This is a genomic window from Candidatus Margulisiibacteriota bacterium (assembly GCA_028715625.1).
Lineage (GTDB): Bacteria > Margulisbacteria > Riflemargulisbacteria > GWF2-35-9 > GWF2-35-9 > JAQURL01.
Genome location: JAQURL010000053.1, coordinates 1 through 18,044, shown reverse-complemented (window position 1 = coordinate 18,044; position 18,044 = coordinate 1). Strand labels below are relative to the sequence as shown.

At 40.7% G+C, this 18,044-nt stretch carries 6 protein-coding genes; 2 read left to right on the top strand and 4 right to left on the bottom strand.

Annotation, left to right across the window (positions count from 1 at the left end):
* The 4 genes from PHV30_08795 to PHV30_08780 form a co-directional block, all read right to left on the bottom strand.
* Window positions 1-3,090: amino acid adenylation domain-containing protein (locus tag PHV30_08795; protein MDD5457115.1), on the bottom strand; the 3,090-nt coding region annotated here is incomplete at its 3' end.
* Window positions 3,087-6,344, bottom strand: a complete 3,258-nt coding sequence (locus tag PHV30_08790) for a non-ribosomal peptide synthetase (GenBank protein MDD5457114.1) — start codon at window positions 6,342-6,344, stop codon at window positions 3,087-3,089. The genes PHV30_08795 and PHV30_08790, both read right to left, overlap by 4 nt.
* Window positions 6,341-13,813: an amino acid adenylation domain-containing protein gene (locus tag PHV30_08785; protein ID MDD5457113.1), complete on the bottom strand. Its 7,473-nt coding sequence runs from the start codon at window positions 13,811-13,813 to the stop codon at window positions 6,341-6,343. Before PHV30_08785 ends, PHV30_08790 begins: the two co-directional genes overlap by 4 nt.
* A 2-nt stretch (window positions 13,814-13,815) precedes the next feature.
* Window positions 13,816-14,829 (bottom strand): KamA family radical SAM protein, encoded by a 1,014-nt coding sequence (locus PHV30_08780; GenBank protein ID MDD5457112.1) that lies wholly within the window; start codon window positions 14,827-14,829, stop codon window positions 13,816-13,818.
* A 53-nt stretch (window positions 14,830-14,882) separates the two neighbouring features.
* On the opposite strand from PHV30_08780, the gene bioB reads away from it, so the two are divergent.
* Window positions 14,883-15,884, top strand: a complete 1,002-nt coding sequence (bioB, locus tag PHV30_08775; GenBank protein ID MDD5457111.1) for a biotin synthase BioB — start codon at window positions 14,883-14,885, stop codon at window positions 15,882-15,884.
* A gap of 73 nt (window positions 15,885-15,957) precedes the next feature.
* A partial coding sequence (locus tag PHV30_08770; GenBank protein MDD5457110.1) for a GH116 family glycosyl hydrolase occupies window positions 15,958-18,044 on the top strand: 2,087 nt, incomplete at its 3' end.

Sequence of the window (18,044 nt, the reverse complement as noted above, 5' to 3'; positions counted from 1 at the left end):
TAACCAGCGCGGTATGCTGTTTGTTTTGTCCTGATTAAGTTCAAAATTCGTCACCTCGCTGTAATGACCGTAATAATGAAAAAGAAAAAGCGACTGCGTTTTGGTAATATCTCCCACACCCTGTTTTAAAAGGCCCTGCAGCTGTTTATATTCATTCGGAATATCCGGATTAAAAAGCAGTGTTTCAAAATGGATTTTGTATTCTGAGGCCAGCTTTAACTGTTGTTTCAGCTTCGTAATTACTATTTCCGGATCATCCTCGGTCAGGTCCAAAAGCACGGGAACCGAGTCTGTAAATCCGCCGATAGTTTGGCTGTAAGCCTCATAATCATAAGCCCTGCAATCATGCACAACCAGCAGGGGCAGTTTGTTAACAGGCATAAATTTTTTACAGAATTTGAAAAGCGCAATAACAGATTTCTCCCACAAATTAAATTTCTCCGGCAATGTGTCATTCAGCAAAAACCGATAGCTGCCTGCTTCTTTTTTTACCTGCCGGTTAAGCATTACATTAAACTCTTTTATAGCTTCCGATATCTTTTCCAGCTCAAAATATTCCATTATCTGAATGGGAGTTAATTTCCTGTAACCGCTTGTTTTTTCCAGAATAAAATCCTGATAAGATTTGCGTTTTGTTGTAACTTTTTGGATATTATTATAAACATCAAGGATTTCTTTTTTAATTATATCCTCCCCATAGGTATCATGGATTGATTCATCCATTAAAAAAATCAGCCAGTATTCTTCGGCTTTTATTCTTACCAGCAAAATCCGGAACGGGAAAACCCTCAAGCGGTCCTGTTTGGTATAATAAGCCGGAAGTACCTGATATAAAAATCCGGAAGTCAAGGCCGGTTCATAGCCGGATAAATCAAGGCCGGGAATTTGCAGGTCCTGCACCGGATTATATTCCTGTTTGAAAAATCTCCCGTCTTCATTTACGAGAATACTTCTAAGTAACGGCTGGGAAACAAATAGATTATTAACTGCCTGATTTAATCTGGGCTTATCCACTTCTTCGTTAAAAATCAGATACTGTACAAAATAAGTACGCTCAAAAAAATCACCGTCAAAGACGTAAAAAAAGGAAAATGGATAAACATTTCCCGTCCCGCCTTGAAGCAGTTTGTTATAAAAATTTATTTCCTGTTCACGCAAGTTCTGCAATTCGTTTAGCAGACGATCATCAGGTTGCAGCAGCAATGAAGCAGTGCTTGTATCTGAAGTTAATGTCGGGATATTGTGTTTGTTCTTCCTTTGAAAATAATCAGCAAAATCTTTAATTTTCTTATACTGATAAATATCCGTAATGGTGCATTTCAGTTCCAACTTTTCCAGGCGGGAAATAAGATTTATGGCATCCATCGAATCCCCGCCCAGGTCAAAAAAATCATCGTCTATTCCGATATTCTGTTTTTTAATAACCTGTTTCCAGATATCCAGAATTTTCTGCTGAAATTCGTTTTCAGGCTGAGTAATTATTTTTTGATTGTCAGCTTCAATCAACTCACTTGTTTTCATTAATGCCTGCCTGTCTACCTTACCATTAGTGTTTAACGGTAGTTGCTCAATTCTGATAAAAATCTTAGGCAACATATAGGCCGGCAAATATCCCTGCAAAAACTGTTTCAGTTCTTCCCGGCTTAGTTCATTTTCTGCCACGTAAAAGGCTTTTAAGGTTTTCTTATCAGTAGCGGGCAAAACACAAACTTTTTTAATTTCAGGATATTTCAGCAGGTAATTTTCAATTTCCGAACATTCCACTCTGTATCCCAACAGCTTTATCTGAAAATCATCCCGACCCAAAAATTCCACCACGCCCTCAGAAGTCCATCTGGCTTTATCCCCGGTTTTATATAGCCTTTGTCCGGTTTTGAACGGATTGTCCTTGAACTTTTCCACGGTCAGCGCTTCATTTTCCAGATATCCGCGGGCTAAACCTGTTCCGCCAATATAGAGGTCGCCTCCTGCTCCGATAGGTATTATCTGCAAATCCTGGCCTAATATATAAAACTGCTGATTGGGGAACGGTTTGCCGATCGGAATATTTGCCGACTTGTCATCTTTTAATGAACCCTCATAATGTGAACTGTAAATTGTAGCTTCGGTAACCCCATAACTATTGAAGACCCGGGCTTTTCCCTGATAGTGCTTAACTGTTTTGAAAAAATCTTCCGGCGGGCAAATATCCGAGCCCATGATTATCCATTTGAGGCTATCATCCGTGAGCAGATTATCCCTGATGTAGTCCAGAAAATTTGTTATCAGCGCCGGAGTGGCATCCAGCATATTTACCCGGGCCTCTGAAAAAGCCTTGTACATAAAGGCGTAATTATGTCGTTCTTCGGAGGTACAGAGCACCAGCGTGCCTCCGCAAAGAATAGTTTTTGCCAAATTGCCGGTAAACACATCGTGGGCAAAAGCAGAAAACTGTAAAATTATAGCCGGGATTTTCTCCAGCTCATAAATATTTTTCCAAACCTCCAGGACGCTTACAACGCCTCTATGTTCGAGCATTACGCCTTTGGGCTCTCCTGTTGATCCTGAAGTGAAGATTACATAAGCCAAATCTGTGCTTTTACTTCTGCTTTCAAGATCTGAGGCAGTCAGAGTATCGCTTTCCTTAACCTCAATAAAATTAAAGCCCTCAAAAACTTCGTTGTTATATAACTTTTTGTCCTGCAAAATAACAACCTGACATTTGCTTTGCCGCAGCATCTGTGTGATTCTTTTTTCTGGAAAGTTGATGTCCACTGGCAAATAAGCACCGCCGGCTTTCCAGACAGCGAGAACAGCGACAATCATTTCCAAACTGTAATCCATTAGTAGCGGCACAATTGAACCTGACGTAACACCTTGTTTGATAAGTAAATGAGCCAGACGATTCGCTTGCCGGTTAAGTTCCTGATAACTGTAAATATGGCCCTGTACTATTAAGGCGGTTGCTTCGGGAGCTTTTTGTACCTGTTCGATAAAAATTTGAGCCAGAGTTTTCTCTTCCCGAAAGCCTATTGTTTCTTTGTTGAAATCTTCCAGTATTCTCTTTTTTTCTTCAGGTGTCAGTATGGAAATGTCGCTCAGTCCGGTCATGGTTTTGAATGCTCCTGCAATTTTTCAACTGCATCTGTAAAAAAGGCCCTCAGCGCCTGTTCCTCTATCTGAAATGGAACATGCAATTCCAAATGAATTATATTCTGTCTGAAGTTTATGTAAAAATAAAATCCTCTGCCATAACGGGTCAGGTAATCCGGATACTGATTAATATCAAAATATTGATGCTGATCTATAACCTCATAACTTTTTATGTCATCAAAATGTGCGTTAAAACGGTACAAAAATATTGATCTTGAGCTATTCACATCACCTATGCAGCTCTGCAGTAACTTGCGTACTCCTCCAAATTTTTCTGAAAAATTATCATTCATAAACAGATGGAAAAAATTTAACTGATAAGCGCTGGCCAGATCAAGTTGCTGTTTAAAATAGTTTGCCTGCTCACGGGCAGTTTTTTGATCCAGATTTAATACTGCCGGAACATAATCAATGAAATCCCCACCGACTGTATTTAAAAAGGAGCCATCTTGGAAATTACGGCAGTCATGTAGTATCCAGACCGGCAGATTGGAAATATTTACATACTTTTGGCAAAACTGCTGTAGCAAACTAATTCCTGTCTCCCATTTATCGCCATCAAACATAGCTGGCAGGGTTATGTCAAACAAAAAGCGGGACTGGCCGTCTAATATTTTTTGCTGTACATTTTTTCTGAGCTGTTCCGAGGCCTCAGCCATTTTTTGCAGCTCAAATTTTTTGCTGATATCTTCACTGGAAATGCCCCGTGGCCCATATTTCAAAATCTGGAAATACTCATCATAACCTTTTATTAAAGTTGATATGTTTTTAGGGGAGACTGCATAGTAATCATTTAAAATACTATGTCGTACAATATCTTCCCCATACTGGTCATCAATGGCTTCGCTCAGCAAATATATCAAATAGGTCTCACGCGAATTAGCCTTTAAAAGCAGAACACGGAATGGAAAATTCTTAAAACGGTCATTTTTTTGATAATAGGTGGAAAGTACGTTTTTCAAAAAATCCGCAATAGTGTCCTCTCCATACATAGACAAATCAATATAAGGAATAGAAATATTTTCCGGGGTTTCAAATTCCCGCCAACCGCAAAACTCATTTTCATTGATCAAAACACACCGCAGCAAGCCCTGTTCTTTCAAGAGCCTAAGCAAAGCCTTTTTTAACAAATTAACATTAAAATTATCTTTAAATAATATAAATGATGCCCAGTACATCTGTCGAATATGATCTTTTAATAACATCGGCAAAACTGGATTGGAATATTCTTTTACAACATTTCCGCTGATAATACTGTTAAAATACTCGGTTTCTTGAGCTCTGATCGATGCCAGGATTTGCGGGACACTTTCCATTTGGTCTTTAATTTTGATTTCAACCTTGTTTTTCGATTTAGAAGAAGGGTTGATGCTAGTCAAATAATCAGATAGAAGCCTGATATTGCGGTAATAATAAATGTCTGCCAAATTACAATACAGCCCCTTTTCTTCCATTTTGGCTATAATCCTGATACCGTTCAGTGAGTCACCTCCCAGCTCAAAAAAATCATCGTTTATTCCTACTTTTTCCCTGGTAAATACTTGCTGCCAGATATTTGCCAAAATTTGTTCGGTTTCCGTCTGGGGTGGTTTATATCCGACTGCTTTTACAGAATCATATTCTATGGCCATTTTTTCCAGAAACTGTCTGTCAATTTTACCTGTCAGAGTAAGCGGTATTTTTTCTAGGACGACGATCTTGGCCGGCACCATATATTCAGGAAGTTCATATAACAACTTCTGCCTGATTTCGTCAGCCCCAATATCGGCTGAAGTTACAACAAACAAACATAACCGCTCGACTTCCTGTAAATTACTTTTTACGGTTACTACCAGCGCTTCTTTAATCTGTTCCTGTTTCAGAGTGGCGTTTTCTATGTCTTTGCATTCTATGCGATACCCTCTTAGTTTAATCTGGCTGTCTTGCCTGCCCAAAAATTCCATATTCCCGTCCGGCCACCATCTGGCCATGTCTCCGGTTTTATAAATTATTTCTCCCTGAACATACGGATTATTGATGAACTTTTCCGTTGTTAGTTGTGAATCATTCCAGTAACCTTTGGCCAGACATTTACCACCGATATATAAATCTCCAGGTACACCAATCGGGCACAAATGAAGTTCGTTATCCAAAATATAATAATGAGCGTTTTGTATAGGTTTGCCATAAGGTATACCGATCCAGTCTTTTTCAATATTATTAATGGGGAAGTAATTGGACCAGATTGCTGCTTCTGTTGCTCCACCCAGAGCAATTATCTGAGCATTTACAAATACTTCCCTGATCTTGTCCGCCAAGGTTAAAGGTATTCGGTCGCCGCTCAGAAATACCAGACGCAAAGAAGTATTTTGTGCCTTTTTTGTCTCCATAAATGGCAACAGTTGCGCAAAGGTAGCGGGCGTCGAATCCCAGAAGCTGATCTGTTCATCATTAATAATTTCCAAAATCAGGCTAGGTGTACCGATTTCCTCTTCACTGGCCAGGCGGATTGTAGCTCCAGCGGCCAAAATTCCCAATATGTCATATACGGACAGGTCAAAGCTCAGGGAAGTTATGAAAAGCAGCTTGTCCGCGCTGTTTACTTGAAATGTTTTATTCACCCAGTCAATGACGTTTATTGCCGGGCCGTGGGTCATTGTTACACCTTTGGGTATCCCGGATGTTCCGGAAGTAAAAATAACATATGCCAGGTCTTCTGCTGAATTGTTTATGGCTAAATTTTCAGCAGTATAGTTTTCAGCTTCAGAAAAAATCATGACATTTGTCTCTTGCTGTATACTCTTAATCTGTTGCTCAAGTTCAGTGCTTGTTATCACATATTTTACAGACCGAACAAGTTGTTCCAGGCGCGCCTTGGGGAAATTTGTGTCCAGAGGCACATAAGCGCCTCCGGCTTTTAATATTGCCAGCACTGCCACGATCATTCCCTCACTACGTTTCAAGTAAATACCGACCAAAACATTTCGCCCCACACCATTATCCCGAAGAAGCCTGGCCATTTGATTGGCCTTCTTGTTTAGCTGGCCATAGGTTATAGAGTTTATTCCGGTATCCACGGCTATTTGCTCCGGCTTTTTTGAAACCTGCTCTTCAATCAGTTCCTGGATTGTTTTGTCTTCTGGAAAAGCCTCTGACGTATTATTGAACTCCAAAAGGATTTTCCTTTTTTCCGTTTCGCTTATCAGTTCAAGTTTGTTTATGTCTCTAGTCATTGAATTAAATTATTAATTATATTCAAATAATGTTCCAAAAATCTTTCCATGGTTTCTTTTTTAAATAATTTTGTACAAAATTCCAGTTCAACTTTCATACCCTTTTCCAAAGGCACAGCGAAAAATGTAAAATCAATTTTGGCGGTCTTTTGCTCCAGATCATAATTCTGCAAAGTTAAATGTTCCCTTTTGAACTCGGGTTTTTCCATATTCTGCAATACAAACATTGTGTCAAACAAAACATTGCGGCTGACATCCCTCTTAATCTGCAGCTTTTCCAGCAAATCCTCAATCTGGAAATCCTGATTATCGAATGCCTCCAAAATATTTGTTTTAACCAGTTTTAATAACTCCTCAAAGGTCCGAATATCTTTTAAATCTGTTCTCATAATAAGCGTATTTACAAAAATACCTATTAATGAGTTTGTATCAGGATGATTACGACCGGATACAGCCAGCCCAACCATGATATCGTCCTGTCCGCTATAACGTTGTAAAAGCAGAATATATGCCGCATACAGCACCATAAATAAAGTTGCCTCATTGCTTGCGGCCAGTTTTTCCAATGCTTGCAGTTGACTCTCCGTGATAATCAGTTGCACCCGGTCTCCCTCAAAACTTTGCAGCGCCGGCCTTGGGAAATCCGTCGGCATATTTAAAACCGGCAAAGGGCCCTGCAGCTTGTTCAGCCAATAACTTTCCTGCTCTTTATATTTTTCTGATTGCTTGTATTTCTCCCTCCAGAGCACATAATCCGTATATTGAATATTCAAGTCGGCAGCCAGCTGATTTTCATAGACTTCCAAAATATTTTCCATAAAAATTTCAATGGAGACCCCGTCGGAAATTATATGATGCATATCAACAAGTAGTATTTTTTTATCTCCTGCATAATGTAGTAGTTTAACGCGAAATAACGGCGGGCTTTGCAAGTCAAAGGGCTGAATGAAAAGCTTGATTTGCCGTGCCAGCTCAGCTTCATCAGTAAGATCGGCTTCGTCTAATCTGAAAGTAATATTTTTCTGTACTTTCTGTACCAATTCCCCGTCTACTATTTCAAAGCCAACCCGCAACTGCTCCTGCTTATCAATAACAGCTTGTATAGCCGTTCCCAGCATGGCTTTGTCCAGTTCACCCTCTATTTTCAGGGCCATGGGAATATTGTAGCTGACACTGTCCTGGGCCAGTTTATGTAGAACATACATTCTCCTCTGGCCTGATGATAAGGGATAACTTTCTCTGGGTGCATTACGGCTGATAGGCTCGGCCGAACCCCGGCGAACTGCGCGGATATGTTCTGCCAGTTTTCTGATTGTAGATTTCTCAAACAGTTCGGAAAATTTCAACTCAATGTTCAGCTTTTTCTGCAATGCAGTCAGCACTGTCAGTAAACCCAGCGAATCCCCACCCAGCTCAAAAAACGAATCATGAGCACCAAATTTTTTAATACGCAAAACCTCTTGCCAGATTGACTTTAATTGCAATTCCAACCCGTCGAATATTTCTTCAGATTGGTCTATCTCTTTAAAAAAATCCGGTTCGGGCAATGCACTGACATCAACTTTGCCGTTTACGTTACGCGGCATTTCTTTTAATCCTACGAAAAAAGAAGGCATCATAAAACCAGGAAGCTTTAGCAGCAGTTGCTCTTTGAGCAAATTTTTCTCAATTTCCCTCTCGGTTACCAGATAGGCTACCAATTGTGAGGCATCATTTATAGTGCTTTTGGCTATCACTTTGACTTCTTTTACTCCGGGCAATGCCAATAATGCCGCTTCTACTTCCGAACATTCTATTCTATAACCTCTGATCTTTACTTGTTCGTCCGCTCGGCCAATGTATTCAATGTTTCCATCAGGCAGATATCTGGCCAAATCTCCGCTCCTGTATAATCTCTCGCCCGGTTTAAAAGGATTTGGAACAAATTTCGCGGCGGTTAATTGCGGCTCATTGATATAACCTCTGGAAACACCGGCCCCGCCAATATACAACTCACCGCTACATCCCACAGGCATAATGTTGCGGTCAGCATCAAGGATATAAAGTTCGGCTAAAGAAAGTGGTCGGCCAATCGGTGTATTTTTGCTCTGTATCGATGTTTCCGCATTAGCCTCATAAATACAGCTTTCAACAGTGCATTCGGTAGTTCCATAACCATTGACGAGCTGCAAATCTCCCAATTGTTTCCTTAAATATTGGAAAACAGGCTTGGGACAACTTTCCCCTCCGATTATCACTGTTTTTAAATATTTTTTTTCTACATTGTTTTGTTGCATATATTCCGCTAATAATTTGATGTATGAAGGTGTCGACTCCAAAATATTTATCTGATATTCTTCCAGATATTCACATATTTTAGCCAAGTCAAACTTGTCTTCGCCACTGGCGATTATCAGCTGCCCGCCCGTAAGCAGGGCTTTGGCCATATCTCCTGTAAAAGCATCAAAAGAAAAGCTGGATAACTGCAGCAACCTGACCCGTCCTTCTTTAAGCTGATACAATTCTTTCCATGCCTCAGTTATTGCTGCCAGATTACGATGCTCAACCATCACGCCTTTTGGCCGGCCGGTTGTGCCCGAGGTAAAAATCACATAAGCCAGGTCTTGCGGTCTGTTTACCTTCTCGGTATTATGCAGCGGATATTCGCTGTGCAGAATATCCTTTTCTGTTAATACAACCCTGCAACCGCTTTGTTCTTTCATAGCCATGAGCCGCTGTGAGTGATAATTAATATCCAAAGGCAAATAAGCGCCTCCGGCTTTGAGCACTCCCAGTACCGCAATTGCCAGATTTTGCGACCTGCCCAGCTTAATTCCTACCACTTCATCAGGCTTTACCTGATATTTTTCTCTCAAATAATGCGCCAGCTGATTGGCCCGTACATTAAGTTCTGCATAGGTTAATATTTGATTATTAAAAATTACCGCCACATTCTGAGGATTTCTTTTAGCCTGTTCCTCAAATAAATCTACAATCGTTAACTCCTGAACATGTGATCCGGCCACGCTTTTTGGCGCAAAAAACAAATTTTGTTCGACTTCAGTTAAAAAATTCACTTTGGCAATCTCCAAATCAGGAGCACGGCTTATTTCCCGAAGCATATTTTGGTAATGTGCTATTAAACGTGCTATTGTTTCTTTTTTAAACAAGGCTTTACTGTAATCTGTATACAAACCTATCTCTTTATCTGTGCTGATAACCGTCATGGCAACATCCACATGCGCTATAATTTTGGTTTGTCTGGGCACAACCGACACTCTGAGCTCACCGGCGACATAATCTACAACGTTTTCTATCTGCTGGCCGAACAAGGTGTCAAATAACAGATCTCTGCTCCGATCGCGACGTACCGATAGTTCCCGAACTACTTCTTCCATGGGATAATCCTGATTTTCCAGTGCAGCTGTTACCTCATTTTTTATATCACCTAAAAGGTCTTTAAAAGTCTTGCTACCGTTAAGTTTAGCTCTTAACGGCAGAATATTATTAAAAACTCCTACCATATTCTGCAGGCCTTCTTCTGTCCTGCCTGAGGCATTCAGGCCCACAATCAGGTCTTGTTGCCCGGTATAACGGTACAGCAGCATAAAATATGCAGCCAAAAGCAAATTATATAAAGTGACTTTTTGTTGTTCAGCCAGATTTTTCAACTGTTCGCTTGTTTCTCTGCTCAAGGAAAAATAAATACGTTCCCCTTCGTGGTCCTGTGTTACCGGTCTGGGCTCATCTGTAGGTAATTGTAAAACCGGCAGTTCCCCTTGTAATGTTTTCAGCCAGTAAGCTTTTTGTTTTTCCCATTTTCTTTCACGCAACCTGCTCTCCTGCCAGCAAACAAAATCCTTATATTGCAGGCTCAAAACAGGAAGTACCTTTCCCTCATAAAGTTGCAACCATTCTTTCATGAAAATTTCCACAGAAAGCCCGTCTGCAATAATGTGATGTATGTTAAGCAAAAGATAATGCTCAAGGTCGGATTTCTTAAACACCTGAACGGTAAATAACTGCGGAGTAAAAATATCCAAAGCCTCTATATGCTGTAATATCTGCTCCTGGTCCTTAAAATCCATGACTTTCAAGGTAGGGTTGAGAGAATCAAAAATCCGCAGCAAGGGCTGTCCGTCTTGCAGAACTATTGCTGACCTGAAATTTTCATGCCTGTTTACCATAATTTGCAGGGTTTTTTCCAGCTTCGGCAAATCCAGTTGTCCGGTAATCAGAAAAATAGCCGCGATATTATAGTGCCAACTTGCGCCGCTCTTTTGTTGCAGCAAAAATATCTGTTTTTGTATGGCGGCTAAGGCATACAGGTCTTTGATAGTGGCCGGCTCAATCGGCTCTGTTTTGCGGCTATTTTTTTTCTCTTTGATGAGAATGGCTGTTTCTCTGATGCTCTGTCTTTCAAAAATATCCCTGATACTTAAAGCTATGCCAAAAACCTTCTCTATTTTTAAAACCAGCGCAAATACATTAATAGAATCTCCACCGATAGAAAAAAAGTTGTCCGACACACTTATGTTTTGTCTGGGCAGGACTGTTTGCCAGACCTCCAAAAGCTTTTCTTCCAAATCATTCTCGGGACTGACGAACGTCTGAAACCTCACCGGTTCAACTTGTAGTTTTTTTAAGGCTTGTTTGTCCAGTTTGCCTCCGGTTGTAAGTGGAAATTCTTTTAGCAAAACAAAACAGGAGGGCAACATATACTCCGGAAGTAATTGTTTCAAAAAAGCCTGCAGCCCAAATAAAGCGCTCTTGTCCACTCCTGCCAACCAGGCAAAAAGATTACTGTTGCCCTGGTTATCTTCCTTCGCCAGAACAGCTGCTGTTGTAATGCCTGGAAAATTCAATATGGCTTTCTCCACTTCCGCGCATTCCACCCGATGACCCCGGATTTTAACCTGATCATCTTTGCGGCCAATAAATTCCAGTTCTCCATTTTCCAGCCAGCGGCCTATATCTCCGGTCTTATACATTTTCCAGCCCGGATTAAAGGGGTCATCAATAAAACTTTGCCTGGTAAGACCGGCTGCTCCGGCGTATCCGGCGGACACACAGTCTCCCCCGATATAGATTTCTCCGCTTATACCCCAGGGACAAAGCTGCAAAAATTTATTCAAGATATAAATTCTGGTATTTGACAAAGGCCTTCCGACTGTTAACGTTTCTGCCGGTTCAAGCTTTTTGACGGTTGACCAGATGGTTGTTTCCGTAGTGCCATACAAATAATAAATGTTCCCTTTGCAATTTGTTGTCAAAAGTCTGAACAGGTCTTCATTAAGCGTTTCAGCACCGACGAGCATAGTTTTTATCCCTGAAAGCCATTCTGATTTAGTGGTGTTGGCCAAAAACCACTTTAGTCTGGAAGGTGTAAGCTGCAAAACATCTATTTTCTGTTTCAGCAGAAGTTGCTTCAAAAGCTCAGGGTCTTTTACCTCCTCGTCGTCAGCCATTACCACTTTAAGACCAAGAGCCAACGCAATCAGGGTTTCTATAAAAAAAATATCAAATGCCACTGAGGATACTGCGAGTATTGTTTGGTTTTTTCGCAAGGCTATTCGTTCCTGCATAGCCCCGACAAAGCTCATCAGGTTTTCATGGCTGACCATTACACCTTTTGGTTCGCCGGTAGAACCTGAAGTAAAAATTTCATAAGCCAAATGGCGTATGCCCGAATTTTTAAGTGCGATATTATTATTATAAATCAGCTTATCTATGGAAACAATTTTTGTTTCATGGCCTTCCAGGCCAATTGTTTCTTGATGGTCAGTGAGCAACAATTTACATCCGCTAGTTCCCAGCATCTTCTTTATCCGTTCTAGTGGAAGATCTGTTGCTACGACCAAAAACCCGGCTCCTGCCAGCCACACTCCCAGTAATGTTTCAACCAGTCTTTCTGACCTTTGGCAACAAACAGCGACAATTTGATTGGGCCGAACATGATGTTCTTCACGCAAAGCGCAGGACATTTCCAGTGCTCTGGTATAAATTTCCTCATAGGTAAACTCTTTTTCCCGGCAGATCAGAACTATATTGCCGGGATTACTGCGGACCTGACTTTCTATAAGGTCAGGGACTGTTTGATTTTCATTTGTAAAGGCGTACTGCCGGTTAAATTCCTTAAGCAACTTCTGTTTTTCCTGCTCCGGGACCAAATTAAAATCTTTAATAGGCTTTGAAGGTCCGGCAAGAATATCCTCAATCAGTGTGGCCAGGCTTTGCTCCATAATTTCCATGTCTTTATCGGAAAAAAACTCATAGTTATAAACCAGCTCGATTTTTATATCCTGCGCATCAAACAAATCACGGATTACGATTTTCAAATCATGCCACTCGGAACTGTTGGTAAATACATCTCCGTCGGTTTTCTGCCCGCTAAATGTTACCTGCTCATAGCTGAAAGGTTCATATCCCAAAAAAACCTGGTAAAAAGGCCGCAGGACCTGCTCCGTAAAGCTTCTGTCAATAATACCGCTAACCGGAAACCTGTGATGACGATAATCCTGAAGCAAATCTTTTTTCAGTTGCTGCACAAAATCTGTAAATAGCATATCCTGCTGAACTTCTACCTTCAAAGGAACAATGCCGAACATAGGCCCCACAGTTTTTTTACTTGCGGCATTTTTTCTGTTCAGGATCGGTAAGCCGGCAACAAACTGTTTGACATCTGCGATTTTTTGAAAATAAGTTAAAAAAATACTATAAAAAATATGAGCCAGAGAGACATTTTGTTGAGTTGCCAGTTCTTTTAACTTTTGTAAAACGGCCCTGCTTATATACATATTACGCATACCACTTTTCAGCGACGATCTGTCTTTTATTTCCCGACGTTTACGGGCAAAGAGGTTGTCAGGAAGTTCGGCAAACCTGATTTTCCAATACTCTTTATCCTGGTTATATTGAAGTGAGCTCAGATATTTCTGTTCATCCTGAACATAAGCTGTGTAGGATAACCGCTGCACTTGATACTCTTTTCCCTCAAGCAGACAGTTATAAATCCTGCCGGCCTGGGTCATAATCAGATATTCTCCGTAGCCATCCATAATCAAGTGATGATATTTGTGAAACCAATATGTTTCATTGTCTGTTATTTGCAGAAGAACATATTCAAATAAAGGGAACTTGCTGACATCAAAAGAAATTAGCATCTGCTGTTTCATCCAGCTGATGGCTGCTTCCTGGGGATTCTGTTCTGCTCTGAAATCCCTGACCGGCAATTGATAATTAACAGCGGTATTTATTTTCAGATAGGGAGTTTGATTATCTGTTACAAAAACTGACCTTAAAATATCGTTATCATCAATAAGGATATTTACCATTTGTTGAAATTTTTCCAACTGGAGTGAACCAAAAATTTTTATATATCCCCCCAGGTTCCATAATGGTTCATCGCGGTAAAACTGTTGTGTATTCCAAATATCTCGTTGGATAAAAGTTAATGGATAAAAAACAGACCCCTCTTCTGCGGCTGACATCACTAATTATTATAGCGGATTTTACCCTCTTTTGTATCTATTACGAAATCTGGAATGGCCAAGCCCGACACTTCGACTGCCAACTGTCGAACTATCTGACGGCCTGTCTTTAAGGGTGTTCTGAAATGGTTTGTTCCGCTGGTCATGTCGCATTGATATAAATAATAAGGTCTTACCCTGTTTTTAATAAGCTTTCTGTTCAGTTCGGAAATTGTCCGGCTGTCGTCATTTATTCCTTTAAGAAGCACTGTCTGGTTACCCAAAGGAATTCCGGCATCAGCCAGCATGGCCAGGGCATTTGCCGCGTTTTCGGTCAGCTCCTGCGGATGATTAAAATGAGTGTTAAACCATAGTGGTTTATATTTTTTTAAAATTTTCAGCAGTTTGTCAGTTATCCTGAAGGGTAAAACCACCGGCATGCGCGAGCCTATTCTGATTATTTCCACATGCGCTATTTTTCTAATATTAGCGAAAATATTATTCAGCAAATCATCACCCTGCACCAGCGGCTCACCGCCTGAAAAAATCACTTCTCTGATTGTTTTATTTCCGGCAATATATTGCACGGCTTTTTGAATATCACCCGCGTTTAAAGTAAACTCTTTTTTGCCGATTTTATTTTTTCTGCTACAATGCCTGCAATTGGCGGGACAGAGATTGCTGAAATAAAACAATACCCTATCCGGATAGCGGTGAATAATCCCTTTTACCGGAACATAATCAAGTTCCGCGAGCGGGTCCGGGCCGTCTGTTCTATGTTTTTTTAGTTCAGCTATATCGGGAAAGCACTGCCGGAAAACCGGGTCTGCAGAGTACTCCTGCTTGTTTATCAAAGATAAATAATATGGAGTAACGCAAAAAGGGTAGGATTTTACTACTTTTGGAAAATTTTGTTTCTCCTGTTTGTTCAAACCGATGCCCGTAAATTTTTCAAATTGTTCAAGGGTACGAATACTGTTATTTAATTGCCAGTTCCAGTCTTTCCATTCGCTTACTTTAATGTTACGCGGTTTCATGGTTAAATTATACATCATATAGTATGCATTAAAACCATAACGAATAAACTTTTATGGCTAACTTAAAAAACCTTTATTCAAAAGCTTTAAAACAAAAAAAGCTTTCTCTGGCAGATGCCATGGAAATACTTTCCTTGCCAGATTCTATCCTGCCGGAACTTTTTAATTATACAGGTCAACTCAGACAAAAATATTTTGCCAACAAAATCCAGCTTTGTAGCATCGTGAATGCCAAATCCGGCAAATGCAGCGAGGATTGCAGCTATTGTGCCCAGTCAGCTCAGCATACAACGCAAATAAACAGTTACCCTCTGCTCACCAAAGAAAAACTGTTGGAGGCCTATGCCAGCGCCAAAAATAACGAGGCCAACTGTTTTTCGCTAGTTACTTCCGGTAAAGCTTTGCTCAAGGATTCAGAGTTGAAGGTTGTTTGTGAAACTCTGACCTGCATGAGCGGCCTGACCAGAGCCGCTTCTCTGGGTATTCTTGATAAAATTCAACTCTTAAAACTCAAACAAGCAGGACTTGATAAATATCATCATAACCTGGAAACCTCTGCTTCTTTTTTTCCTAAAATGTGCAGTACTCATACTTATGAAGACAGAATAAAAACTATACAGTCCGCCAAAGAAGCAGGATTGCAAGTGTGCAGCGGCGTGATTTTCGGTATTGGCGAAACTCCAAGGCAGCGTGCGGAAGCTGCTCTGGAGCTGAGGCAGCTGAATGTGGACTCTGTCCCCATTAATATTCTGCACCCCATTCCCGGGACCAGGGTTTTTGGCAAAGTCGCGCCGCTCCAAGTTGTAGATATTCTCAAAATTATCGCCATGTTTCGCTTTGTTCTGCCGAATAAAACCATAGGTGTAATCGGCGGCCGCGAGGTAAACCTGGGGGACAGGCAAGCTGAAATATTTTCAGCAGGTGCCAACGGAATAATGATAGGTAACTATCTGACCACCGGCGGTAATCCGGTGCAAACTGATTTACAAATGATAAAAGCTTGCGGCTTAGAAGTAAAAACAACGCAATGTCATGCTGAGCCTGACGAAGCATGAATAAAATTAAAGTGTCTATCCTTCGTCAAGCTCAGAATGACACATTCAATATATGAAAAGTATGATAAAAAATATGATTAGCAAATCTGCCTGGTCAAGGCCTGTTAAAGACTGGATAAACATTAAACCCAAGGGCCACAGGGCCGAGTTCCCCATGATCAATACCTTCCCGCATGGTGTACCGATCGGCGGTTTTGGCACGGGAACAATCGGCATATCGCCTGAAGGCAAATGGAACTGCCTGCATCTGGAGCCGGGAAAACATGTTTTTAATAATAAAATTAAGCCGGCATTCATTTTTTCCTATAGTTTTGATAAAAAATTCCAGGAATTAGACTATCAAAGCGCTGTTTATACTGCGTTGTATCCTCAGGCACGCTGGGACTTAAAGGTCGAACAGAAAATAAAAATCAGCCTGCTGCAGTACAGCCCGGTAATTATGGAGGACTATGAATATAGCAGCTATCCGGCCGGGCTTTTTAAGATAACTACGGAAAATAACGAGAAAAAACCTGTAACCATAAAAATCCGGTTCAATCTGCAGGATATTTTGGACAGGAATTATGAACGTGTTAATAAAGGTAATTCTTTTCTTTATAAACTTTGTCCCTCAAAAATCCCTATAAAACTGCAGACTACAGATTACGGGGTCGAGTTATATAAAAAAACTTCCAGACAGAAGGACGCTATAGGTATCTATTGTTCCGAAAAAGTTTATACAAAACTTTCTCAAAACAACTCAACCCAAGTTTCTTTTACTGTTAATTTAGCTCCAGGACAGCAAAAAACCCTGGATTTTATTGTAGCCTGGGATATTCCTTCTTTGTATTTTTCAGACAATCAGATTTTGAGAAAAAAATATACCGAATTCTTCCCCGAACTAAACCGACTCCAGTTGCTAATGGAAAAACTTATTCACGACAAGGAGAGTATTCTCGAAAAAATAGCAGCCTGGCAGGAAAAAGTCCGCAATTTACCTTTCTCTGACGAAATCATCACCCTTATGATTAATGAGCTGTATTATCTGGCACATGGAGGCACTCTCTGGGAGGCAAATACGAATCGTTTCGGCTATCTGGAGTGTATAGATTACCCTTTTTATGAGACGCTTGATGTGCGTTACTATAGCTCCTGGGCCCTGCTTTACGGCTGGCCGGAATTGGAATTGCAGGTGATAAAACAATTCGCGGATTCTATCAATCTTGAAGATAAAACAATTATCAAATTTAACACCAGCTTTATTGCCCACAAGGCTTTGCATGATAATCAGAGTGAGACCGAATTGCATGAAAAACTTGGTTACAGAAAAATTAAGGGAGCCTGCCCCCATGATTTGGGCTCTTTTGAGGAAAATCCGTTTTTAAAAACGAATTCCTATTGTTATCAAAATCCTAACTACTGGAAAGATTTGAACCCCAAGTTTATTCTTATGGTTTATCGTAACTTTCATTTTACCAAAGACCGGACTTTCCTGGACTATTGCTGGCCTGCAGTGCTTAATGCTTATGAATATTTCAAACGTTTTGATATTGATGGTGACGGTTTGCCGGAAAACGGCGGCTGGCCGGACCAAACTTACGACAACTGGACCATGCAGGGAAGCTCCGCATACTGTTCTATTCTATGGCTGGCCGCAGTTACAGCTTTCAAAAAAATGGCGGAAATTCTGGGCAAATCTCCTCATGACAGTACGGAACTTTTGAATAGGGGTTTATTGTCGCTGGAAAAGAAGCTCTGGAATAAAAACTATTATAAATATGATGAGACTCTCGATGATGTTATGTCTGACCAGCTTGCAGGCCAATGGTTCCTTAGTCTTTGCGGCCTTCCACAACTAATCGAAAGCTCTAGAGTTGAAAGTGTTTTGGATTATGTATATAAACATAACTATTCAGGGTTCTCAGGACGATTGAATGGCATGGTCAATGGCCGCACTGTTGCAGGCAAGGAGGTCTTTACGCCACAGGGAAATGATGTCTGGCTGGGTGTTAATTACGGATTATGTTCCTATTACCTTTTTTTAAAACAAAAATCTAAAGCAAAAAGCTTGCTGGACTGCATATATAATTCATTATACAGGAAGGGCTTTTATTTTCGTAGCCCTGAGTCATTAGATAAAAAGGGCAGATATATAGCCCAGATGTATATGCGCCCCCAGGC